This is a genomic window from Providencia sp. PROV201 (assembly GCF_028479545.1).
Classification (GTDB): Bacteria; Pseudomonadota; Gammaproteobacteria; order Enterobacterales; family Enterobacteriaceae; genus Providencia; species Providencia huaxiensis.
Map to the genome: position 1 here is coordinate 190,966 of NZ_JAMPNW010000001.1, position 23,046 is coordinate 214,011.

At 37.6% G+C, this 23,046-nt stretch carries 17 protein-coding genes; 7 read left to right on the plus strand and 10 right to left on the minus strand.

The features are described from left to right. Positions 1-41 precede the first annotated feature (41 nt). Entirely contained in the window at positions 42-2,084 is a 2,043-nt protein-coding gene (locus tag PR809_RS00885) for a choline transporter (RefSeq protein ID WP_004255510.1), read from the plus strand. 52 nt (positions 2,085-2,136) lie between these two features. Here PR809_RS00885 and PR809_RS00890 read toward each other — a convergent pair whose 3' ends face one another. Both PR809_RS00890 and kdgR read right to left on the minus strand, forming a co-directional pair. Beyond that, a complete protein-coding gene (locus PR809_RS00890; protein WP_206276884.1) occupies positions 2,137-2,496 on the minus strand; it encodes a hypothetical protein in 360 nt (119 codons plus the stop codon). A 175-nt stretch (positions 2,497-2,671) separates the two neighbouring features. Further along, on the minus strand, positions 2,672-3,454 hold the full coding sequence (gene kdgR, locus PR809_RS00895; RefSeq protein WP_206276885.1) for a DNA-binding transcriptional regulator KdgR: 783 nt from the start codon (positions 3,452-3,454) through the stop codon (positions 2,672-2,674). 209 nt (positions 3,455-3,663) lie between these two features. Here kdgR and PR809_RS00900 point away from each other — a divergent pair, with 209 nt between their 5' ends. Together PR809_RS00900 and PR809_RS00905 are read left to right on the plus strand one after the other, a co-directional pair. Beyond that, a complete protein-coding gene (locus PR809_RS00900; RefSeq protein WP_206276886.1) occupies positions 3,664-4,623 on the plus strand; it encodes a sugar kinase in 960 nt (319 codons plus the stop codon). 12 nt (positions 4,624-4,635) lie between these two features. Continuing rightward, the gene (locus PR809_RS00905; protein ID WP_206276887.1) at positions 4,636-5,253 is read left to right on the plus strand and encodes a bifunctional 4-hydroxy-2-oxoglutarate aldolase/2-dehydro-3-deoxy-phosphogluconate aldolase; all 618 of its coding nucleotides are present in this window, start codon (positions 4,636-4,638) and stop codon (positions 5,251-5,253) included. A 298-nt stretch (positions 5,254-5,551) separates the two neighbouring features. Here the strand turns inward: PR809_RS00905 and PR809_RS00910 are convergent, their stop codons facing one another. The 6 genes from PR809_RS00910 to cbpA form a co-directional block, all read right to left on the minus strand. Further along, a complete protein-coding gene (locus tag PR809_RS00910; RefSeq protein ID WP_206276888.1) occupies positions 5,552-6,055 on the minus strand; it encodes a contact-dependent growth inhibition system immunity protein in 504 nt (167 codons plus the stop codon). A gap of 10 nt (positions 6,056-6,065) precedes the next feature. Continuing rightward, positions 6,066-6,500 (minus strand): hypothetical protein, encoded by a 435-nt coding sequence (locus PR809_RS00915; protein WP_195698520.1) that lies wholly within the window; start codon positions 6,498-6,500, stop codon positions 6,066-6,068. Next, positions 6,479-6,988, minus strand: a complete 510-nt coding sequence (locus tag PR809_RS00920; RefSeq protein WP_206276889.1) for a contact-dependent growth inhibition system immunity protein — start codon at positions 6,986-6,988, stop codon at positions 6,479-6,481. The genes PR809_RS00915 and PR809_RS00920 overlap by 22 nt, the downstream gene beginning before the upstream one ends. Further along, complete coding sequence (locus PR809_RS00925) at positions 6,989-12,646, minus strand: two-partner secretion domain-containing protein (RefSeq protein ID WP_206276890.1); 5,658 nt, start codon at positions 12,644-12,646, stop codon at positions 6,989-6,991. A 556-nt stretch (positions 12,647-13,202) separates the two neighbouring features. Continuing rightward, the gene (locus PR809_RS00930; RefSeq protein ID WP_004255543.1) at positions 13,203-13,496 is read right to left on the minus strand and encodes a chaperone modulator CbpM; all 294 of its coding nucleotides are present in this window, start codon (positions 13,494-13,496) and stop codon (positions 13,203-13,205) included. Next, entirely contained in the window at positions 13,496-14,434 is a 939-nt protein-coding gene (gene cbpA, locus PR809_RS00935) for a curved DNA-binding protein (protein WP_094961196.1), read from the minus strand. The genes PR809_RS00930 and cbpA overlap by 1 nt, the downstream gene beginning before the upstream one ends. 209 nt (positions 14,435-14,643) lie before the next feature. Here cbpA and PR809_RS00940 point away from each other — a divergent pair, with 209 nt between their 5' ends. Next, a complete protein-coding gene (locus PR809_RS00940; RefSeq protein WP_102139313.1) occupies positions 14,644-15,093 on the plus strand; it encodes a GNAT family N-acetyltransferase in 450 nt (149 codons plus the stop codon). Between the two features lie 253 nt (positions 15,094-15,346). Here the strand turns inward: PR809_RS00940 and PR809_RS00945 are convergent, their stop codons facing one another. Beyond that, positions 15,347-16,060 (minus strand): RNA polymerase sigma factor FliA, encoded by a 714-nt coding sequence (locus PR809_RS00945; RefSeq protein WP_272524423.1) that lies wholly within the window; start codon positions 16,058-16,060, stop codon positions 15,347-15,349. Positions 16,061-16,943: 883 nt separating this feature from the next. Here PR809_RS00945 and PR809_RS00950 point away from each other — a divergent pair. Together PR809_RS00950 and PR809_RS00955 are read left to right on the plus strand one after the other, a co-directional pair. Further along, on the plus strand, positions 16,944-18,416 hold the full coding sequence (locus PR809_RS00950; protein ID WP_102139314.1) for a tetratricopeptide repeat protein: 1,473 nt from the start codon (positions 16,944-16,946) through the stop codon (positions 18,414-18,416). Between the two features lie 2 nt (positions 18,417-18,418). Further along, the gene (locus PR809_RS00955; RefSeq protein ID WP_102139315.1) at positions 18,419-19,597 is read left to right on the plus strand and encodes an MFS transporter; all 1,179 of its coding nucleotides are present in this window, start codon (positions 18,419-18,421) and stop codon (positions 19,595-19,597) included. A 189-nt stretch (positions 19,598-19,786) separates the two neighbouring features. Here the strand turns inward: PR809_RS00955 and PR809_RS00960 are convergent, their stop codons facing one another. Beyond that, positions 19,787-21,097 (minus strand): FliC/FljB family flagellin, encoded by a 1,311-nt coding sequence (locus tag PR809_RS00960; RefSeq protein ID WP_195698513.1) that lies wholly within the window; start codon positions 21,095-21,097, stop codon positions 19,787-19,789. Between the two features lie 490 nt (positions 21,098-21,587). On the opposite strand from PR809_RS00960, the gene fliD reads away from it, so the two are divergent. Beyond that, on the plus strand, positions 21,588-23,030 hold the full coding sequence (gene fliD, locus PR809_RS00965; protein ID WP_206276204.1) for a flagellar filament capping protein FliD: 1,443 nt from the start codon (positions 21,588-21,590) through the stop codon (positions 23,028-23,030). The last annotated feature ends 16 nt before the right edge of the window (positions 23,031-23,046 follow it).

A 23,046-nucleotide genomic window follows, 5' to 3' on the forward strand; every position in this document is an offset into this window, starting at 1 on the left:
TAATTTTAACCTGTTAAATAAATAAAAATGTGGAATGTCCAATGACAACTCAAAATAGTCCAAAGAATAAGCAGAAGGATAAACTGAATTCTGTGGTTTTTTTTACTTCCGCCGGTCTTATTCTGGCGTTTTCTTTTTTCACCATCTTGATGACCGAAACAGCAAATCAGTGGATCGTTGCCGCCCTTGGCTGGGTATCTAAAACCTTTGGTTGGTATTACCTGCTAGCAGCAACGCTTTATATTGTTTTTGTCATTTTCGTTGCTACCTCACGCTTTGGTAATATCAAACTCGGCCCTGAACAATCTAAACCTGAATTTAGCGTACTCAGTTGGTCTGCGATGCTATTCGCCGCAGGAATTGGTATCGATTTAATGTTTTTCTCCGTCGCTGAGCCGGTCACCCAATATATGCTGCCGCCAACAGGCGAAGGCGAAACCTTAGAAGCAGCTCGTCAGGCGATGGTGTGGACACTGTTCCACTATGGCCTAACGGGCTGGTCTATGTATGCCTTAATGGGAATTGCACTGGGTTATTTCAGTTATCGTTATAACTTGCCGCTGACCATTCGCTCTGCACTTTATCCAATATTTGGTAAACGAATTGACGGCCCAATTGGCCATACTGTGGATATTGCTGCGGTATTAGGGACGATTTTTGGTATCGCAACAACGTTGGGGATTGGGGTTGTTCAGCTGAATTATGGCCTCAAAGTATTATTCGACTTACCTCAAGGGCTCCCCGTGCAAAGTGGGTTGATCCTGCTATCGGTGATTATGGCCGTGATCTCCGCCACATCAGGGGTAAATAAAGGCATTCGGGTGTTATCCGAGCTCAATGTGCTGTTAGCATTTGGTTTGATTTTATTTATCTTATTTGTCGGCGATACTGAGTTCTTACTCAATGCCTTAGTGCTGAATGTGGGGGACTATATCAACCGCTTTATGGGTATGACCCTCAATAGCTTTGCCTTTGACCGCCCAACGGATTGGATGAATAGCTGGACGCTGTTTTTCTGGGCATGGTGGGTAGCATGGTCACCATTTGTTGGGTTATTCCTTGCTCGTATTTCTCGCGGCCGGACTATTCGACAATTTGTGATTGGCACATTAATTATTCCATTTGTTTTCACACTATTATGGCTATCTATTTTTGGTAATAGTGCATTGTATGAAATCATTCACGGCAATAGTGAACTTGCAAAAACCGTCCTCGACGCCCCCGAAAAAGGCTTCTATTCACTACTTGAACTTTACCCCGGCTTTGGCCTAACCGCTTCTGTTGCAACCATTACTGGGCTGTTGTTCTATGTCACCTCTGCTGACTCCGGCTCATTAGTATTAGGCAATTTCACCTCAAAACTCAGTGATATTAACAATGACGCCCCTAATTGGTTGCGAATTTTCTGGTCTGTCGCAATTGGCTTACTTACCTTAGGGATGTTAATGACGGATGGCGTCGCTGCGTTACAAAATACGACGGTGATCATGGGCTTGCCCTTTAGTTTTGTTATCTTCTTTATTATGGCTGGGCTATATAAGTCATTAAAAGTTGAGGACTTTAGACGCGTTAGTTCGCTAAATACCAATGCCCCTGCACCACTATATGGTAACGGAACACTGAATTGGAAACAGCGTTTGGGACGAGTGATGAATTTCCCGGGAACGACTTATACCCAGCGGATGCTTGATTTGGTCTGCATTCCTGCCATGCAAGAAGTGGCAAAAGAGCTCAGTTTAAGGGGAGCAAAAGTGGAATTTAACACCTTACCACCCATTGCTGATGAGCGATTAGACCATTTAGAATTAACAGTCGACCTAGGTGAAGAACAAAGCTTTATTTACCAAGTGTGGCCACAGCGCTATTCAGTTCCCGGTTTTACCTATCGCGCACGTTCAGGGAAATCCCATTATTACCGCTTAGAAACCTTCTTATGGGAAGGCTCACAAGGGAATGATTTAATGGATTACACCAAAGAACAAGTGATTAGCGATATTCTAGACCAATATGAAAAACATATGAATTTCATTCATTTAAGCCGTGAAGCCCCCGGTGCAACCTTAACATTCCCTGAATCTGTCTAGTTTGAACTCTAAGGGGGCGATGCTCCCTTAGAGTCAACAGATGAACAACGCATCAATATGGGCGGCCCGCTTGCTCTAGCATTTTTTTCATTTGCTGGCGGTCATTCATCCAAGCCATTGAATTAGGGCACCCTGCTCCCGTCGGGTTAACATCACACACATTAAAATGTTTTGAAAACGCATTTTCATCTGCATTTCGCTGTTCTAACAAAGCTTGATAACTTTGTTCTCCTTGTGGAAGTTTCTTTTTGGGATCAAAGACAAACTTTTGTTGTGTCTGTAATTTTTTAATTCCTTGGTAGTCTTGACTAAACTCGCGATCAGCGGGTGACTTTTCTTTAAATGTAAAGTCGCTGGCAAAGCCATAAGAAGTGAAACAAAGAAAAATAACAACAATAACCTTTTTAAACATATCTATTTCCTACTGTGTTCATAAGTAAATATTATATGTCAGCAGCAACACATGGTGTTGGATAATAATAAGTGAAATTTATAACACCTTAATATTCAAATAAATAATTTACATAGGTTATTAAATCAATTGATTGATACATCATTAAAACTGGCTTAATCCTGTTATATCACCCCTATAATGGATATTGGTGATAGCCCATTTTCTCTGAAATATTACGACCCGCTGTTTTCAGTAATTGGACGTAGTCACCAATACGCTGCTCATCAAAACGAATCGTTGGGAACGAAATCGATAGCCCTGCAACCACATGGCCTAACCGGTCATACACTGGCACAGCAATACAGCGCAGACCTAGCTCTTGCTCTTCTCTGTCTTGCGCATAATGGCATTCACGAACTGTGGCTAATTCCACCAGCAGGTCTTCTAACGTTAAAATCGTTGTTGCCGTTTTTTGGCTAAAAGTTTCGTTTTTCAATGCTAAACGAATGGCTCCTTCATCTTGCCAAGCGAGTAAAATCTTACCGATTGCTGTGCAATACAATGGGTTACGACGCCCAACCCGTGAATACATGCGTAAATTATAACTCGAGTCGATTTTATGGATATAAATAATGGCATCTTCATCTAAAGCGCCCAAATGCACCGCTTCATGGGTTAATTGGCCAATACGACGCATTTCTGTATCTGCAATTTCAATTAAATCCACATACTCAAGGGATTTCGCTCCCAACTCGAATAATTTCAATGTTAGGGAATACTTATCCGCTTCACCTTCTTGATCCACATAGCCTAGCTGTTTCATCGTTTGCAGAAAACGAAATGTCGTGGCTTTTGACATCAATAAACGCTGTGAAAGCTCAGATACACCAATCTCTTTTTGCTCACCAAGGGCGCTAAGAATGCTAAATACCTTAACCACTGCTGAAACAGCATCCGTTTGAGTCGTTTTATCCATTACTTTTCCATCATCCTATAACTATAAATTGATATCGACATTACACCCCAGCGGATAGCATAAGTGGCTATCATGATAAAAACAAGAACGGTGATTTAATATTTTTAAAACGGCGTTTCATTTTCATTGAAGTTCTATTTGAAATGGGTTTTAATAGCATCATTAAGTCAGCAATAGTTTATTAAGTCGTAATCGCGCAGGTGGTGAAAATGAATACACATCCGCAAGTTGCCGTTATTGGTGAATGCATGGTTGAGTTGCAAAAATCGGGTGAACTTTATAGACAAACGTTTGGTGGGGATACACTCAATACCGCACTATACCTGTCTCGTTTAACAAAAGACCATGGCGTGACAACCCGTTACATCACCGGTTTAGGTAAAGACCCATTCAGCCAGCAAATGCTAAGCAGTTGGCAACAAGAAGGCATCAATACTGAAGAAGTCTTTATTTCGGACAAACATTTGCCTGGGATGTATTTAATCGAAACCTCCGCTGATGGCGAACGTCGCTTTTTCTATTGGCGAGATAATGCCGCGGCAAAATTTTGGCTTGATGCCGTCTGTCTTGATAGCAATAGCAAAGCCCACACACAGCAAGTACTTAATTCACAACAATTTATCTACTTAAGTGGCATTAGCTTAGCCATTTTACCTGACGCCTCACGTCAGTTGTTATTTGAAATGTTACAACATGCTAAACAACACGGCGCTAAAATTGTCTTCGATAATAACTATCGCCCTGCGCTTTGGCCTTCAAAACAAGCCGCTCAACAAGCTTATCAGCAAATTCTCACTTTAACCGACATCGCTTTTTTGACCTTTGATGACGAACAGTTGCTTTATGGTGACATTCATGAAAATGATGCAATTGCACGTACCCAACAATATGGCGTGAACGAAATAGTGATCAAGCGCGGTGCTGAGGCTTGCTTCGTCGTTATTGATAACGAACGTATTGAAGTCCCTGCGAATAAAATAAGCCATGTTGTTGATACCACTGCCGCAGGGGATTCCTTTAGTGCCGGCTACCTTGCTTGTCGCATCGTCGGTGGCAGCCCATGTGAAGCAGCAAAAACAGGTCATTTACTGGCTGGAACCGTCATCCAACACCGGGGAGCGATTATTCCATCCGAGGCCATGCCAACCACTGCTTTAGTAAAATGTTAAGAGGCTTTAACCATGAATCAATTACTTGAAAGAATTAAGAAACTCAATGTTGTTCCTGTTATCACCATTAATAATGCAGAGCATGGTGCGCCATTAGCAAAAGCTTTAGTGGAAAATGGACTGCCATGTGCAGAGGTCACCTTCCGCACCCCTGCAGCGGTACAAGCAATTAAAAATATGCGCGCGGCCTACCCTGAATTACTGATTGCCGCAGGTACGGTATTAACCACAGCGCAAGTTGACCAAGCCATTGAAGCGGGTGTGGATTTTATCGTCAGCCCGGGCTTTAACCCGAAAATTGTGGCTTATTGCCAACAAAAGAACGTGATTATCATTCCTGGGGTCAATAGTCCAAGCTTAGTAGAGCAAGCCCTTGAATTTAACCTCACCACATTAAAATTCTTCCCAGCTGAAGCCTCTGGCGGAGTTGCCATGCTCAAAGCCCTCAGCGCGGTTTACCCGGTTAAATTTATGCCAACTGGCGGTATCGGTGTGAAAAACATTAAAGAATACACCGCATTACCTTCTGTATTAGTGTGCGGCGGTTCATGGATGGTACCGAATGAATTAATTGACAGTGAAAACTGGCAAGAGCTCGGCAAACTCATTGCCGAAGCCGCAACTATTTAATTAACAATAAAAATCTCGTTGTTGTTATTGCGCCCTTACTGGATGGTAAGGGCTTTTTTGTTGTTCGTGTTCATTAAAATATTGTTTAATTATTAGCTTTATCAAATTAGTCAAAGAATATAATACAATTTACTAATAACTTAGCTTTTAGATTTATTTAAATAATTTACAAATAAATAAGAGTTGAATGAAACTGCATACATTTTATTTTCGCAGAAGAAAACCAATAAAGTTTATTTTATTAATACTACTTATATACCCCATTAAAAATCTTATTAACTATCTAATAATATAAAATTCAAATAACACTTCGGCAACGAGAAAGTACTTCCTTTATGGCTTCACCTAATTCTGCGTTTGTTACTGTATCCGGTAAAATAATATCATCATCATCACTATATCCATCTCTCGTCCAATCTTTTAGTTTTTTATGCAAACTAGGTTGCAATATAATGTTACCATTAATTCGTTTAATACTGCATGACATCATATTTAAAAAAAGTGATTTTATACTTTTAAACTTACATCTAATTAACACATCACCAACCCACTCTTTATAGTCTTCATCAATCCTCTTTCTATCAAAAAAATCAGAATTTTCATACGGATCTATAATTCGACACTGACTTAATGCTAACTTTAACATTTCACCTAACTTTTCTTCAGTAGTATCTTTTTCCAAACAATAAACGGGCGTCTCATTATCTCTAACAAAAAAATGATATCCCGAAAGAACAAATATAAAATAAAATCGTTCGTTAACTCGGATTGATACATTATCCCCGGAATCATAATCAAACATATATTTTTCCTTACTTAACAACCGTTATATTAAGTTTTATGTTTTTATCATTAGCGTAAATTATTGATTTATTAATTTCAATCCATTGTGCTGGAGTAGTTTTACACGGTATAGCTAACTCTATCGTTTTATTTTTTACACTTGACTTTTCAAGCTTAAATTTAATGCTGTTTATTCCTTTGAAATTAACCACATCATTTATATATCCGTTTATTTTTGAACTGATCTTAACTGGGTTTTGATATGTTTTAGCTCCCGTATCTAATGTTTTTACACTTATCGCTTCTTTATTTTTTGTAAAATAGTCAAATGTTTCCGTCCCCGCAGGTAACCTTTCACTATCCGCTAGTTTTCTAGATTTACTAATATAATCTTCAAATGGATAGCCTTGCTTGTTAACACCTTCACTACAGCCTAGACATTTTACTTGACCACACTTCGGCAACGAGAAAGTACTTCCTTTATGGCCTCACCGAGTTCTTCATCAGAAACACTATCCGACAAAACAATATAGTCATCCTCAGTAAACCCATCCCCCGTCCATGTTTCTAGTTTTTTATGGAGTGTTGGCGTAATTATTATATGATCACCCTCTCGACAAATGTGGCATAACATCATTTTTAATAAAAAACTTTTACGGTTTTTCGACTTGCATATTTTTTTTCCATCATCAATCCATTTTTGATAGGCCAAAGATACACCATCACGACTAAAAATATCCTCGGGCGTATTTATATCAATTATTCTACTATTATCCAGCGCTAAAAATATTGTTTTGCCTAACTCCCGCGTGTCAACCTCTTTCGAAAAATGATAAATAGGCATTTTATAGTCCAAAACACGGAGATTATAACGCGAAATGGTATGTATAAAATAACACTCCTCATTAAAGTAAATGCTTACCCAAGACTCTTTAGTAGAAGAATTACTCACCTATCCTCCTTGCTTTACAATTATTACTCTAAGACTTATATTCTTTTCTGCTGCATATATTATTGACTGATTGATTTCCAGCCATTGTGATGCTGTTGTTTTATCTGGAACTCCTAGCTCTATTGTTTTAGTTTTTATATCTGAGCTTTTCAATTCAACGCCGGACTTACTAGCACCTTTAAAATCATTTACTTTATTAATGTAGCTGTTAAGTACTCGATTTATTTCATTCTGCTTTTGGTATGTCTTGGCACTGGTATTTAAGGTTTTCACACTTACAGCTTCTCCCTTTGAAAAATAATCGAAAGTTTCAAACCCATATGGCATTCTTTCTGCTTTCTTAAAATTTCTATGTACACCAATATAATCTTCAAATGGATAGCCTTGCTTGTAAACGCCTTCTCCAAAAGCCATATAGGTTTTTCTACCGTCCGGCTCAATTCTATATATTTCTTTGATATCTATAATAGGCCAAGATTTTTTACCATTCAATAGCGCATCAACATATCGGCCTGAATTCGCTGATATGCTAGCAGCACTTTTAACAGTAACAATATATCCTGCTACCTTAGTAAATAGTTGACCAGTTTCTAAACCCGCATTAAACGCACCATCAGCTCCAGCTTTCTGATATTCGATTTCAATTTTATTAATTCGATTTAGAATATCTTGTTTTTCACCCTCAGCTATATCACTGAACATTGTTTCACTTGTTAATAAAGCACGTATCCCATCCCATGTTTCTTCATAATTTATTGTTCCATTTACAACATCTTTTAATGTATCCCATAACTCTGCTGGAACTCCCGCAACGAAACCGGCAGCAAAAATACCATCCTGATGACTACTGGCTAATCCCCATTTGATATGGATCCCAGCACGCTTAAAAAGATTAGGCTCAGCAGCTAGCTCTTTTTCCATTAACTCACGTTGCTTGTGAGATAAATAGTTATAACGAAAAGTATTCTCAGCACTATTTGCTGCGCTATAAACCCCTCCAGGTTCGCCAGTAAATATCGCACCTGCAAATCCGCCAAAAGCTTTCGCCATTTGAGCTTTTTGTTCTGCTTTCTTTTTCCATTCATGCGCCTGAATTAAATTATCATCTAGAGCAATCGCTGCAAATTCCGCAGCGAGAGCACCAACAACAGCACCTTTTGTATTGTTACCTGAAAGCTCAGCAGCAAGCCCGCTCACAGCAGCGTGACTGAGCATTTTCCCTGATTGACCTAAAATTTGCCCATTATCGCCAATTAGCCTAGCACCCTCTGCATTCAGTTGATTAGCGACATTACCTAAAAATGCATTTTTTAAATTTTGAGTAAAACTGCCACCTTGAATTGATGTATTAATGCTTGAACTAACAACAGATTGTGCCGCAACACGTTGTGCCACATTACTCCAATCACCATCACTCAATAAAGGTAGCTTCGCTTCAGCCCCAGTTCCTGCTCCCCACTCCATATGAACATCTAAACCACTGAGTGCGCCGGAAACAGCCATCTGGGTAATAATCGATTTAACCGTTTCGCTCCGGCCTAATGCATTAAATGTTTTTGTTAAATCTCCTTTATTTTCAACCAATGCATTAGCTGTTTGAGCTGATAAAGCCATCACGCCACTATAAGCCGCTCCGGATATTGCACCTCCTGTCACACCACTAGATCCGGATGATGCCCAAGCTGCAAACTCGGTTGCCGTTCCATGAGTCATTGCTGCAACTGAAATCATAATCAATGCTGACACTACAGGGTTTAAATGCTGACTTTCATAATCCCATTGCTCATAAGCATCTTTAACAATATCCCATTGGATATCTTTACGATCTTTTAAACTGGCTAGCCATTTAGTTTCATCCCTTTTCCCTAATTCATTAAGGACACTTTCTAAATTTTGAGCATTTTTAGCTTTAACATCTGCACTCACACCATTCGCGGCACCAACAGTCAACGCACCACCAATATGTAATGAGGGTAATACCCATGAGTCCTCTTTATATCCCTTATCCCGGTGAGTAATATAAAAGCCAGTTGAATTAGAAATGACTTGCTCAAACTTACTATTTTTAACTGCTTTAAAATTCACCTTACCAGTCTGGCTAGTTATCTTTGCATTTTGTCTGGTGTTGAGTTTTGTAGCTTCTAATGTGATATCGTCTTTGGCAAATAAGTTGATATCTTTATTTGCGACAAATTCAGAGACTTTATTCGTAGCAGATTGAAAGTTTTTTATTTCATGGGTCGAACCCCAGAAGCATGATTTTATACCTAAAAAACGATTGCAATATTTGCGCTCTTCCTCCCACTTAGTCGTTTCAATCATAGATTGTGCGTAAAGGATCCCCCCCTTAGCTGCAATATCAATAAAGCCTTTCGCTGCAAGTTTTGTTGCTTGAAATAATGTACTACCATTTGACAATAAAGTGATATTTTTCCCGCTATGAATTTCTGATCTACGTTGTTCCCTTTTATCTGTATTATTTTTTCGACTTTCCTCTGTTAATGCTTCAAACTTGATATTATTATCACTTGTAATTGTGATATTTTTACCTGCTTCTAACTTAGCGCCTCGACTGACAAAATCTCCAGCAGAACTTAAAACAATATCTTTACCACTCTCTATTGAAGTGACTAAATTTTTCCTTTCATAAAAATTCCTAGTTGGAAAGTCAGTCAAGGAATATGATGTAGAATCAAGAGTAAGTTGTTTGCCCGCTGATAGTGTGATGTTTCCCCCACTCGAAAGGTTAGCTGAAATAATCCCCATATCTTCACCACTCATCATAGTGAGATCTTTTTTAGCGGAAATGGGAGCAATTAGTTTCTGTATTTGTGAATGAGATAATACTCGCGTTAATTCATTCGCTTTTTCTGGTAAAAAATATGCATCTAGTGTGTCCGTAAGAACAGCATCATATTCACCAGACGAGAATCGAGGTCTAATTGAAAGCTCAGAGCCATTTATAAAATTAATGTTATTATTAGAATAAAAACCATAACCTGATGAAAATAAATTACCACCCGCTTGAAGCAATAAGTCTTTATTTGTTTGTATTTTCCCTCTATTGTTAAGAAAGTTATTAAAGTTAGTTTTATATTTTTCACTATCCCATAACTCTTTAACTCGTATCTTAGGGGTATTTATATCGTTTTCCAAAAACAATATATTTTCACCTGCATTTACAGAGAAATTATTTAGAGGTTTTATCACTGAATCGAGGAAAATTACATTTCCTTTTGCTTGCACTAAGATATCATTTTTAACTGAAATATTTCCTTCATATGCTTTCCCATTTTTATTGTAATATCTTTCAGGCGTGTCATTTGAAATCAACACACTGCCTTGCAAAGATTTTATAAACGCATTATTTGCATTTACTTGGCTATTTTTCCTTACTTCGATATTTCTATCAGCTGAAAGAATAAAATCGTGTTTTGTATCTATTTCTGCATTTTCTAAATCAACATTTGTATTAGAAAATATATATACATCCTGTTCGGATTTTAACCCATGATTAATTTTAACATTCCCCCCCTTGATAAAAACATTTTTAGCAGTAACAATATTAGGTACATCCTGAATGATTTCTTTATCTTTTGGTAGAACGATGAAAGGTTCATCATCATAATAATCAAGGTGAGAATAGCGATTAGATGGATATAGCTTACTTGCTTTTGAGTTGCCATAATCAGGTTTATTAATAATGCCTTTAACAAAGCCATTACCTAGTGATATTCTATCATTGGATGTATATCTAAAATCCACATCCTCTAAGAAATCACTCATAAAATTATTACCTGCGAAAATACTGGCAGGAGCATAAATAGGGTAGTCTATTTGGCGTAATGCAAAAGTCTCATCAGGTAGTCTATACCCAGTAATACTATAATCTATAAATTGATTGCTAATGGCAGGGCTATCTGTGAATGTTAATTCATTCCGCATGGCATTTGGTGTAAACCTATAATAACGCTCATGTTCGTTTTGAACTAATAAACTACTATTTATGAAGCTCCTCCCTGTCAATATCATATTTTCTTTTGATTTTATATTACTACCATAGTTTAATAATTCATTAGCGGATATATATAAGTTCTTACCAGCCAAGATATCACCTGTTTTACCAATGGTTTTATAGGCATATTTATAATTTCCTAGGTTAATAACAGGTAGGGAAGAAATGGGAACTGTACCACCAAGCAATCTATTTAAAAACTCCAAGTTTCTTTTTGGGTCACTAATCCCAGAATTGACAAAATAACTATTTTGCCAGTCTCTAAAATCATAGGCGGGCACATCATAATTATGTGTCAGAAAATAAAGAACTCCATCATCTATTATTCCTTCTTTTATCGGGTTTAAAATAATGGGATTTTTAAATTCCTTACCCACTGCATCATTGGAAAAAACAGATTTTTTATCATCACTACCTTGAGCGGTAAAATATAGTCCCTCTAAGCTTCGGTTATTTGCAACCTCTTTCGCTCTAACAACCAAGTCTCCCTTTTCTGTTTTAATCGTTGCGGACTTGTTTACGATAGATTGACTTAAATCTCCAATTGCATTTTTCTGTATCCACAAGTTTTCTTTCGCTTGAATAAGTGCTTTTTCACCCGTATTTTTAATTGTTTCAGAAAAAATACGCATATCCTTACCTGCTATAATCTCGCCTTCATTGACTAAAGAATTTGTCGCAAGGGTAATATCATTTTTCGCATTTAGTTTTGAATTTTTATTAATATAGAGTTCTTTACTACTAACATTAATTTCATTTTTTGATTGAATATTACCGTTTGTTGTAATTTTTCCATCAGTAGTTAGTATTAAGCTTCCATGTGTGGTGTGAATGTTATTTAAATTGACTCCTATACCTGATGCTGTACTCGTTAATTTTATTTGGCCAGCATACATGACTCCAAGTGCTTTTGTATCAATAGCAATAATAGGGCTTTGTATTTCGCCATTAATTGATGTTACAGTTCCTTTTTGGAAATCAATACGATTATTCCCATGCATCAATGAGACATTTTTCCCTTTAATTTGTCCATTAAGAACCATTGCTTGGCTAATAATATCCGTATAATTTGGGGTTTCGGTATTCATTCCTTTATTGCCAATGGTGATCGTCCCTTTTTTTACTTCAATAGCAGATAATTGACCGTCGCTACCAAGAAATGGTTTTCCTGTTGTTAGGGTGAGCGCGGGAACATTGATAAAGCTACATCCATTGCACGTTATTCCATTTGGGTTTGCTATAATCACATTCGCAGATTTTCCCGCCACTTCCAATTTTCCAAGTAACTGGGACTGACTATTTCCTACAACTTCATTAATAATCAGTTCTGCATTAATTTCTCTTAACCTATTGTTTCCATTTATGTCCCCTGCGAGTTGAGTTTTTACTGTATTCTTTGAATTATTTAATATAATACCTTTTTCAAGGACATTAAATTGTTGGTATTTATTATGCGAAATACCATTTTCATTTGGAGTAGCTATATTAACAATAGTGGTGCTGTTTTTTTGATAAACTGAAGAGTCATTCCCTGAAACTAAAATATTACCACCCCAAGATGGATTAATCGGAAATAATATAAAAAAACACATCAGATAGTAGATAATAAAACGCTTCAAACGTGGTATTTTATGTTCAACCATAAACTTCTCCTACATAGATTATGAGTTAACTTGAATATTCCAATGTAATGACCAATTATTTACCTTTAATTTCGATGGATAATACAAGGGAGTGCTAGAATTCCTTGTGTTCTAACTTCATTAACTAAAAAATATGATGAGTTTAATTCCATTTTTTTAATACTATTTTCATTTCTTCCTTCTTTTTTAACGGCTGGTTTTATAATTCTTTTCTTTGATTTAATTCTGATATCAATCTTGGATTTTTATCTTGAGCATGGATATCCCTGAAAATTGATAGTGACGTCAAAAAAGAATAAGCATATTTATTAAAAGTGAATATCAAGCTTATTATTTTCATAAAAATGATAATAGTATTTTCTCATGTATATATCCCTATGTGTTCCAACATGAAAAAATAACAGTGACATATATATCAAACAAGCATCAAATTTATTATATGTCTTATAAAAATTAAAAACATGATTAGTTTAAAAAACAAATAGCAACTATAACCACCACAAACCTAATTTACTTATTAAGGCTTGTGGTGGTGAATAATTAAATTATTGGCTAACTAACCAATAAAACGTTTTAACTGTAAACGCAACATCTCATTTTCGCGTCGGAGTATTTCATTTTGATCCATTAGGCTCATCGCCATTGCGATGCCCGGCCAGTCAATTTCTAATTCATGGTAAAGACGCACGGCTCTTCTCACAATGACTACCGCTTGGTCGTCAAACAACCATTCATTAGTCGTTTCAATAGGTTGAATTATCCCAAGGCCGACAATTTCCTGTAATTCATCTTCAGCAATACCGGTATGAACGCAAAAATCAATAACGGTTAATGTGGTTAACTGTTCCATTATTTTCCTCCCCAATTTTTACGCGGGTCAAAGTGCGTATGGCTCTCAGCCAACTTCTGCCATAGTGCATCCGACTCTGCATTACTGCTATTCGGCATCACGATTTTTATAATCGCATACAGATCCCCAGCTGTGCCTTTATGTTTCAGCCCTTTGCCTTTAAGGCGTAATTTTTGGCCAGCTTGGCTATTAGCAGGAACGGTGATCACAATCGGGTCTTTTAATGTTGGAATGGTGACTTTAGTTCCGAGGGCTGCCTCCCATGGCGCAAGCGGCACGACCACTTCTAAATCATGGCCTTTGATATCAAATAATGGATGCGGTGCAATGCGGATAGTTATCCATAGGTCGCCATTTTCACCGCCATTCTCCCCCGCAGTGCCTTGCCCTTTTAAGCGAATACGTTGCCCGTCAATCACCCCTGCAGGGATAGTCACGTTAAGTGTTTTAGGGACTTCGTTTTCGATAAAACCAAAAGCGTTATAGACAGGTAAGTTATAGCTAATGGTACGTTTATGGGGTTCTTGGGTTTCTTCAAGGAAAACAGCCAGTTCAACTTCTAAGTCCTGTCCGCGGTGACTATGTGCTTGCCTTGTGCCACCACGTGCACGTTGGGAAAACATCGATGAAAAAATGTCATCAAAACCACCCGCATCAAACCCTTGCTGAGAATATGTGTGGCTTTGTTGACCTTGGTTGGCTTGGTTAAAATAGGGATCATTTCTGTGCTCCCACATTTCATCGTATTCCGCGCGTTTTTCTTTGTCGCTGAGTACCGCCCACGCCTCTGCAATTTCTTTAAATCGCGCTTCTGCATTTGGCTCTTTACTGACATCGGGGTGATATTTTCGCGCTAAACGGCGATACGCGGTCTTAATGGTTTTTAAATCATCGGTGCGCTTAACACCCATGATGCTGTAATAATCCTTTAGTTCCATAGTCATATCTCGTTCACTTATCTGTTGAATAGAATTCTTATGGTATTTACCCAATTGGGTTAAACATCACAACGACCTTGAATTTAACTTAGGACATTTACGCAGTAATTGGAATAGCTAGGCCATGATAAAATTCCACAAAAAACAGGAAATTTACGCTATTTCAGGCTAAACCTATAAGAGTGTCGTTTGATTAATAGGGGAACTCTATGGATGCGCTTGCCAATCGCCTGAACTATAAAGTCAACTTTGCCATCTCTATTGAGGATTTTGTTCGATTGATTCGCCAATCACCATTTAAAGAAATGGTGACAACCGATAATCTTACTCAATTAGATGCAATGCTGAATAACGCGGATTTATTAGTTAGTGCATGGGATGAGGAACAGGTGGTCGGTTTTGTCCGCACGGTAACGGATTTTAGTTCTTGCTGTTATATCTGCGAACTGGCCGTTGATACTCAGTATCAAAAACACGGCATCGACCGCCAATTAATGCGCCTCGTCGCTGAAGAGCTCCCCGCTGATTGCCAGATTTTATTTTTCTCCACCGACAGCAACCTCACCGAATATTTAAAACTGGGCTTCACCCAATCCCCAAGAGCATGGCACACCACGGCAGAGAATTTTTTGGTTAGATCGGCAGAACTGGATGAATAATAGAAAGTAAAATTACTAAAAACGTAGAAAATGATAGAGTGATAAGCAACTCATCTCGTTAGTAAAAGACTGACATAGACACATAAAAACAAATTTAATTTAAATGAGTATTAAAATATCTCAATACTGATGCTCTAAATAATTCGTGCTACAGCTAGGCGGCTAGCTAGTTTAGCCCTAGGAGCATACATCAGTATGTGACTAGGGTGAACTAGTGAAGCCAACAACGCTGTGGTGCGAAGTATGACGAGCATCACTTCAATTTGCCGCGGAGGCGTTTTACAGCCTGACTATGAAGCTGACTCACCCTCGACTCCCCCACCTCCAGCACCGCCCCAATCTCCTTCAGGTTCAGCTCTTCTTGGTAATACAGCGTCAGCACCATTTTTTCGCGTTCTGGTAACTGATTGATTGCCGCCGCAATTTGGTCACGCAAGCTGGAATCTAACAACAGACTCAACGGGTTACCGCCATCGTCCTCATCCATTTGCGGCTCACAGCTTTCCCCATGAATTTCATGCCACTCATCATAAGAAAACAGTTGGCTATTATTGGTGTCCAGTAATGCTTGGCGATACTCCGCAAGGTGAATATCCAGCGCTTTGGCGATTTCCGGCTCAGTCGCACTTCTCCCTAACGATTGTTCCAGCGCACCAATGGCTTTGGTCATTTCACGCGCTTGGCGGCGCACACTGCGCGGCACCCAGTCACGGCTACGCAGTTCATCTAGCATCGAACCCCGAATTCTTTGCACCGCATAAGTGGCAAATGACGCCCCTTGGGTCACATCGAAACGTTCCAATGCATGCAGTAAACCGATGCCCCCCGCTTGAATTAAGTCGTCGATATCAACACTGGCGGGTAGTCTGACTTGCAGTTTCAGGGCTTCATGGCGTATTAGAGGGTAATAACGCTCCCATAGGCTATTTTTATTAATCACACCTTCGGCAGTATACAAATCACTCACAACCTGAATCACCCTTCAAGCTCTATAAAAGGTATTCATTATCTGTGTTGGTTTTGAATTCAATCCGTAGAGTAAGGCACTAAATATAGCTTTATTTGCCTTATCCTAAATAGGTAAAATTTGAATAACCACAACGTTAATGATTGTTTTAACACAATTTTTAGGGAGTTTTACTGGTAATACAAGTGAGAGAAGTTGTTTTATTGAAAGGTGATTTTGTCATTAAATTGCAGATTTGGGCTTTAGACTTTGTTATTGATTGTAGCTTTAGTTAGAAAACGTTAAATTTCCCTTAAAGAAAATGAAGTTATCAACAAGCTAGCTTAGCCTTAAATGTGAACATAGTATGGGACATGGATAATAATAGTGATAAAAATAATCCGTCCAATAAATTATATTTAAAGAATATAATTATCAAGCTAGTTCAACATTAATTAAATATTAAAATATTAAATTAAAAAATCAATAATTCAGTTAATTGATCATTTAATATTAACTCACTGATATGAAAAAAATTAGAATATATAAAAGTTTAAAACTTATTTTATTCAAAAAAACAAACCAATTCTTAGTTATTTATTTTTCCATACATTGTCATTCTAGCTTAATATTTCCCCATAAGCATGTTAATGCAGTAACCTCATAGAAATAAACCAAACTATTTTACATTTGACGAAATTGTTTAACAAATGTAATTTTAAATTTACTGATGCAACGGTGCATTAGTTTAATCACAAATTAAATTTTTTATTAAAGAGGTTAATTATGAAAATGATCAAACATAAACCAAGTACTAAACGCATAGATTTCTCTGTAATGTACAACGCTAAGTAATTTGATAAAAAGGAGGTTATAACCTCCTTTTATTAGGGGGTTATATTATATGGATTACTTCAAACTAGCAGCAAGCATTCCTTTGGAATATCTTATCATTCGGAATATATTACTTAGATATATTTCACAAGAGCAACTAACTATCAATGATAAAAAATTTCTTTATCCCTTAGAAAATTTTGATAAGAGTAAACTGTCCTTAACAGATAGAATTAGCCCTGATGACCAAATTAGATACTATCTAAGTGATAAGGTGTTTAGGAAAGTTGCAGAGTTAGCTAAAAAAATAGCCACATCGGAAATTAAAACAATCAATATTACAGCTAAATTCTCATCATACCCACTGATTAATTGTTTCATTCAAGCATTATATCGAATGAACATTTCTGTTAACCTGATTGTAGATTGTGCTAAAAATGAAGAAATATATTTAACTGAAAATGAAACCAAACTAATTAATGAATTAATAAAAGAAAAATTTGGTGATATTGATATTATTCAGCCCTATATTCTGATGATTATAAATTCTGGTGATATATACAGTGCAGATCACCTGATAGAACACTGTTTAGAGTACTTTGATAATTACGAAAAATCACAAGCACTTATAATCGGCACAATCAAAAACTGTATCAATAAACCTATTGAGGCAGAATATTACTACATTAAAAGTAAAGAGTCGGAAAACCCGTTAAGCATTATTAAGGCGAATTATACATTATCAATGCTATATCTTCGCCACCATAAATCGAATAAGCGTAATATCGAAAAAGGACGTCAATTCTTACAAGAAGCTTATAACATTATTCAGACAGGTAAGTTGGATTATTTAGAACAAGATAAAAAGAATTTTTTCACCGTGTTCAACCGAAATGGATATGGACTTATTCTTTTTAGAGAAGGAAATGCTGATGAAGCAATAAGGTTACTTAATTGGGGACTTCAACAGTTATCAGACAAACATAGTATGCACTACATGCATCGTTCCGTAATTATTTATAATATATGCCTGTGCTATAAACAATTAGGTAAATATGATGATGCGATAACATATCTCAATCAATTAATTGAAATTGATTATGCTTTTCCTGAATATCATCTTGAATTAGCAATATGTTTTTATGATAAAGGAAATATAACAAGCTATATAAAAAATATTCAAAGAGCATTATCTGTTAGTCCAATGCATAGCGATAGCCACTATCATATGAGCATAGCATTTTTATCATCTGAGGATTATATTTCAGCAGAAAAGCATGCTCGCCTTGCTTGGGAAATTTCAGGAGATAATCTTACAGCCTATAATTATGCTTATATTCTTTCATTAAATAGCAATTATAAAATCCTGGATCATCTTATGCAAAGAACAGGTATTTTTATGACCCCGGAATGGTTAATTTTACAAGCTGAAAAAATTGCTCAAAGTTCAGAGAAAGCTGCCTACAATTATCTCTTAAAATGCCAACATATTTTTCCAAACAATCCTTTAGTAAAGGAAAATATTAAAATGTTGAGTATGTAAGCATGACATACAAAATATATTTCTTTTATTTTTTCTTTCTTTTCCCGATGTGGATATCCAAAACACTACAACCCATCTATTGGGAACAGCAAGCGCAATTGAAGTTATTTTCAATTTCATACGTAATGATGGCGGTTGCGGGGGCGTGCTCACTACTTTATGCCAAAGGGCTATCCCGATTTGGTACTAAGACTGGTTTAATTGTGGGCTTTTTACTGTATGGATGTGGCCTTGTTCTTAGAGCCTATCCCACAGGGATGGCTATCGCCGTGACTTCAGGTTTGATGGCAGGGATGGGTGCGAGTATTATCGCTATTGCGCTAAAATCACTGATTTTTAATATTGATAAACAGGAACAAAATAAAGTCCTGCTGCACACTGATAATTTAAGCACAGTAGCACAAAGCCTTGGGGCTTTTATTGCTGGGGGGCTAGTCACAATTTTATCGATTATAGATCAATCCCCCTATCGTTCGGCTTTGTTAATTAGTGGAGGTATGGTACTAATCGCCATAATTGCCATCCCGTCATTAAAAATACCACTGAATAAAACACCATTAGCTAAGAATCCCCCCCAAAAAACCACTTCATTTTTCCCTTTTTTCAGTAAAGCAGATTTAATTTTATTTATTGCATTTATTATCAGTGGCGCCAGTTGGGCACTGATCTTACCCATTATTCCGGTGTATTTAAAAAACATGCACTTTTCAGATACAAATGTTGGCCTAGTGCTATCATTAGGTGTGATCACCGGGCTAGTACTCAAGAACCTTTTTATGTTTATTTTTTCTGACAAAGATAAACCTATCTCATTACTCGTTTTTTCTGGTTTATGTATGCTGATGCTCTATGGTATGTTTTGGTCAATAAAATTTAGTTCCCCGATTGTTTTCGCCATCTCGGTTATTGCCATGTATATGTTTAGAACCGTTTGCTCACTATTAATTAATTTGGTTGAGATGGAGATCGCCCGCAAAGGAAATGCCGAGCATATTTTTGGTTTAATACAAACCGCATTTTTGACAGGGGATATCTTTGGTGCAATTGCCCTACCCTATGCTTATGAGTCTGGTTTTCTGGTCAACACCCCTCTCGCTATTATTATTTTTATTCTGTTATCAAATATATTAATTTACAGCTGTGTCAAAATTAACACTAAAATACATGCAGACTTTAACTGAATGCTAAAGCAAGGTCTAAATAATTCGAGTTGTAGGAAGGCGGCAATCAAGGTTATCCCGATGAGCATACTAAAGTATGTGATTCGGGTGACCTTGTGAAGCCAACGCATCTACAACTTGAAGTATGACGACCGTTCGATAAAGAAAAGGCCAGCATTGCTGGCCTTTAATCAGGAATACAAGTCTAAATTAACGTAACAGACTTAAAACACCTTGTGGAACTTGGTTAGCTTGTGCTAACACAGCAGTACCCGCTTGTTGCAGGATCTGACCACGGCTCATGTTAGAAACTTCTGTCGCAAAGTCAGCATCTTGAATACGGCTACGTGCTGCACTCAGGTTGTTAACAGAGTTGTTCAGGTTATTGATAGTAGACTGCATACGGTTTTGGATAGCACCTAAAGAAGAACGGAATGAGTCAACTTGTTTTAAAGCATCATCAATAGCAGCTAGAGGCTCATCGGAAATTCCCATTTTAACGTCAGTAGCGGTTGATAAATCTACTTTAGCAGGATCTAACTTTCCTGTACTTGAATCAAAATCAGTTCGTTTAACTTCATAATATTTATCATCTTTTTTCAGATAAAACTCACCTTTAATAGCTTGTCCTGTTTTTTCATCCATTTTTTGAATGAGTTCTTCACCGGCCCCCAATTTGATAGCATTCATGTCTTTCTTTTCAGCTATAACTTCAGTTGCATTCGTTGCTGCCACTGGAGTTCCTACTGGAGAAGAATATTTAAGGTTTGTTGTCGTTGCTATATCTAATTGGCCATTATCTTTGAAATTATCTTCAGATAATTTTTTAAACTTACCAGTGCTTTCTTCATAATATAAATCACCATTATTATCTGCAAACACCTTACCAGTAGAACCTGTGTCGTCATATTTCACAGCTGCAGCTGGAGCACCATCAATTTTAACTGCTGTTGTAGCAAGGTCTTTAACTTGTTCACCAAGGCGGCTTTTCACGCTTAAATCTAATTTATCAATATTTAATGTCGAGCTATCGATTTTTTGCAAGTTTATACCTATTGTTTCTCCATCATTAGCACCAACTTGAATATTTAATGTGCTTGTATCTTGCAAGACTTTAACACCATTAAATTGAGTTTGTTCCGAAATACGGTTAATTTCATCCATTCGTAACTTAACTTCATCTTTAATTGATTGAATGTCAGAGTCTGAGTTTGAACCCGTTCTTGCCTGTACAGTCAGCTCACGAATACGTTGTAAGTTATCGTTGATTTCGTTAACCGCGCCTTCCGCGGTTTGTGCGATAGAGATACCGTCGTTGGCGTTACGTGCAGCTTGGGTTAAACCTTTAACGTTTGCAGTGAAACGGTTAGCAATTGCTTGGCCTGCTGCATCGTCTTTTGCGCTGTTGATACGTGAACCAGATGATAAACGCTCAATTGCCGTACCCAGTACGCCTTGTGAACGGTTTAAGTTGTTCTGAGTGGTCAGAGACAGAATGTTAGTGTTGATAACTTGTGCCATGATGTGATCCTTATTATTCAAATTAATGCGTTAAGCCAAAATGCTTAACTTGATGAATTTCGTCAGCAACTAGGTTATCGGCTACAAAAAAGTCCCCTTTAGGCTTTTTGATGAAAATTTTTATCTGCAAGGTTAGAAATGGCTTTACAGCCCGCTTTTAATGCCATTATTTTTAACACATCCATTTATTTTTATTAATTTTCTTATTATTTAATTTCAATAGGGATAATTACCTACCTTTCCAGTGTCAGCTCTCACCATCACTCTTTTTCAGAATAGTCTAAAATTTTGCTCCGTTTTGCCGATAAGACTGTAAATAAATTTTATTTCAGAGTTAATAACACAGGCATAGGCTCTAAATCATTCGGGTTGCAGGTAGGCGACAAGTGAAGATAGACCGATGAGCATACACAAGTATGTGATTCGGCTAGCTGAACGAAGTCAACACCCCTGCAGCTTGAAGGATGACGAGAATAGCGTAGGAGAAAACATGGCAGGAATATCCACACTCGGTATCGGGTCAAACTTAGATTTAAACGTCCAAATGGACCAGTTAGAAGCGATGGAGCGCCGTCGTTTAGAGCCACTGACCACGCAAAAAGCCAGTTATGATGCGCAAATTAGCGCCTTTGGCAAAATGCAATCGTCCTTAGAAAAACTCAAAAAAGCGGCTGAAGATTTAAAGAAATACGGCGATATCAGTACCACTAAAGTCAATGGTGAATATAAAGCCTTTGATGTGAAAACCGATGGTAAAGCGGTAGCGGGTGTACATGATGTGTTAGTCACTCAGTTAGCAAAAGCACAAACTATCGCCACCAAAGGCACACCAAACAATAGCAATAAAGAATTGCTGGGCAATGGTGCACCTGAGCGAACCATTACCATCACGCAACCGTCACAAAAAGAAGAGAAAGATAAAATCGTTATCAAGCTGGATAACGAGCACACTTCATTGATAGAAATTGCGGATGCCATCAATAAAACCGATAAAGGTGTTTCCGCATCGGTCATTAAAGACAAAGACAATATTTACCACCTTGTTGTCACTTCTAAAAAAGAAGGTAGTGAAAACCGTATTAGCATCAATGTGGATGGCGATGACAAACTGGCTGCTATTCTTAATGTTGAGTCAGTTATTGATGATAAAGGTGTGGTTACCTTAAATACCGATGCAGATAATGGTATGGTGCAAAAAGTAGCCCCACAAACCGCCTTACTGGAAATCGATGGTTTCAAATTAGAGTCACAAACCAATGAAGCCAAAGACCTGTTTCCCGGTTTAACCTTAACGCTGAAAAAAGAAAGTGAAGACGGTAAAGCTGACCACCTAATCGTTTCTGAAGATATCGAACCCGCCAAAGGTAAAATTAAAGCGTGGGTGGATGCCTATAACGAATTCCAAACATTAGCCAAAGAACTCACCAAATACACGCCAACGGAAAAAGGCACCGCGCCAGATAAAACCAATGGTCCACTGATTGGTGATTCCACTTTACGCATGATCCAAAGCACCCTGCGCACGCAAGTTCGGGCTCCTCAAGCAAGCGGGGACATCGACACTCTGAGCAAAATGGGGATTAAGCAAAAACTGGATGGCACCTTAGAAATTGATAATAAAGTGCTGGATAAAGTGCTCAAAGAAAACCCATCGAGCGTCAAAGTATTTTTTGCTGGTGACGGTAAAGAAACCGGTTTTGGTACTGAAAACTTTAACTACTTGAAAGACACCTTGGACAGCAAAGAAGGCACCCTGCACAACGCCACCGATGGTATCCAAAAGAAAAAGAAAAGCTTAGACAAACGTATTGAGCAGACCAATAAACAAATCGAAAACACCATGGATTTACACCGCCGTCAGTTCCAAAACTTGGACAAAATGATGACGTCACTGAACAGCACCAGTAATTCATTAGGCCGATTATTAGGCTAATACTTTTAGGTTAAAA

What these genes read in the sequence shown, in the direction of transcription:
- PR809_RS00885 (WP_004255510.1), top strand. Translation starts at nt 42, where the DNA reads ATGACAACTCAAAATAGTCCAAAGAATAAGCAGAAGGATAAACTGAAT.
- PR809_RS00890 (WP_206276884.1), bottom strand. Translation starts at nt 2,496, where the DNA reads ATGTTTAAAAAGGTTATTGTTGTTATTTTTCTTTGTTTCACTTCTTAT.
- kdgR (WP_206276885.1), bottom strand. Translation starts at nt 3,454, where the DNA reads ATGGATAAAACGACTCAAACGGATGCTGTTTCAGCAGTGGTTAAGGTA.
- PR809_RS00900 (WP_206276886.1), top strand. Translation starts at nt 3,664, where the DNA reads ATGAATACACATCCGCAAGTTGCCGTTATTGGTGAATGCATGGTTGAG.
- PR809_RS00905 (WP_206276887.1), top strand. Translation starts at nt 4,636, where the DNA reads ATGAATCAATTACTTGAAAGAATTAAGAAACTCAATGTTGTTCCTGTT.
- PR809_RS00910 (WP_206276888.1), bottom strand. Translation starts at nt 6,055, where the DNA reads ATGTTTGATTATGATTCCGGGGATAATGTATCAATCCGAGTTAACGAA.
- PR809_RS00925 (WP_206276890.1), bottom strand. Translation starts at nt 12,646, where the DNA reads ATGGTTGAACATAAAATACCACGTTTGAAGCGTTTTATTATCTACTAT.
- PR809_RS00930 (WP_004255543.1), bottom strand. Translation starts at nt 13,496, where the DNA reads ATGGAACAGTTAACCACATTAACCGTTATTGATTTTTGCGTTCATACC.
- cbpA (WP_094961196.1), bottom strand. Translation starts at nt 14,434, where the DNA reads ATGGAACTAAAGGATTATTACAGCATCATGGGTGTTAAGCGCACCGAT.
- PR809_RS00940 (WP_102139313.1), top strand. Translation starts at nt 14,644, where the DNA reads ATGGATGCGCTTGCCAATCGCCTGAACTATAAAGTCAACTTTGCCATC.
- PR809_RS00950 (WP_102139314.1), top strand. Translation starts at nt 16,944, where the DNA reads ATGGATTACTTCAAACTAGCAGCAAGCATTCCTTTGGAATATCTTATC.
- PR809_RS00955 (WP_102139315.1), top strand. Translation starts at nt 18,419, where the DNA reads ATGACATACAAAATATATTTCTTTTATTTTTTCTTTCTTTTCCCGATG.
- PR809_RS00960 (WP_195698513.1), bottom strand. Translation starts at nt 21,097, where the DNA reads ATGGCACAAGTTATCAACACTAACATTCTGTCTCTGACCACTCAGAAC.
- fliD (WP_206276204.1), top strand. Translation starts at nt 21,588, where the DNA reads ATGGCAGGAATATCCACACTCGGTATCGGGTCAAACTTAGATTTAAAC.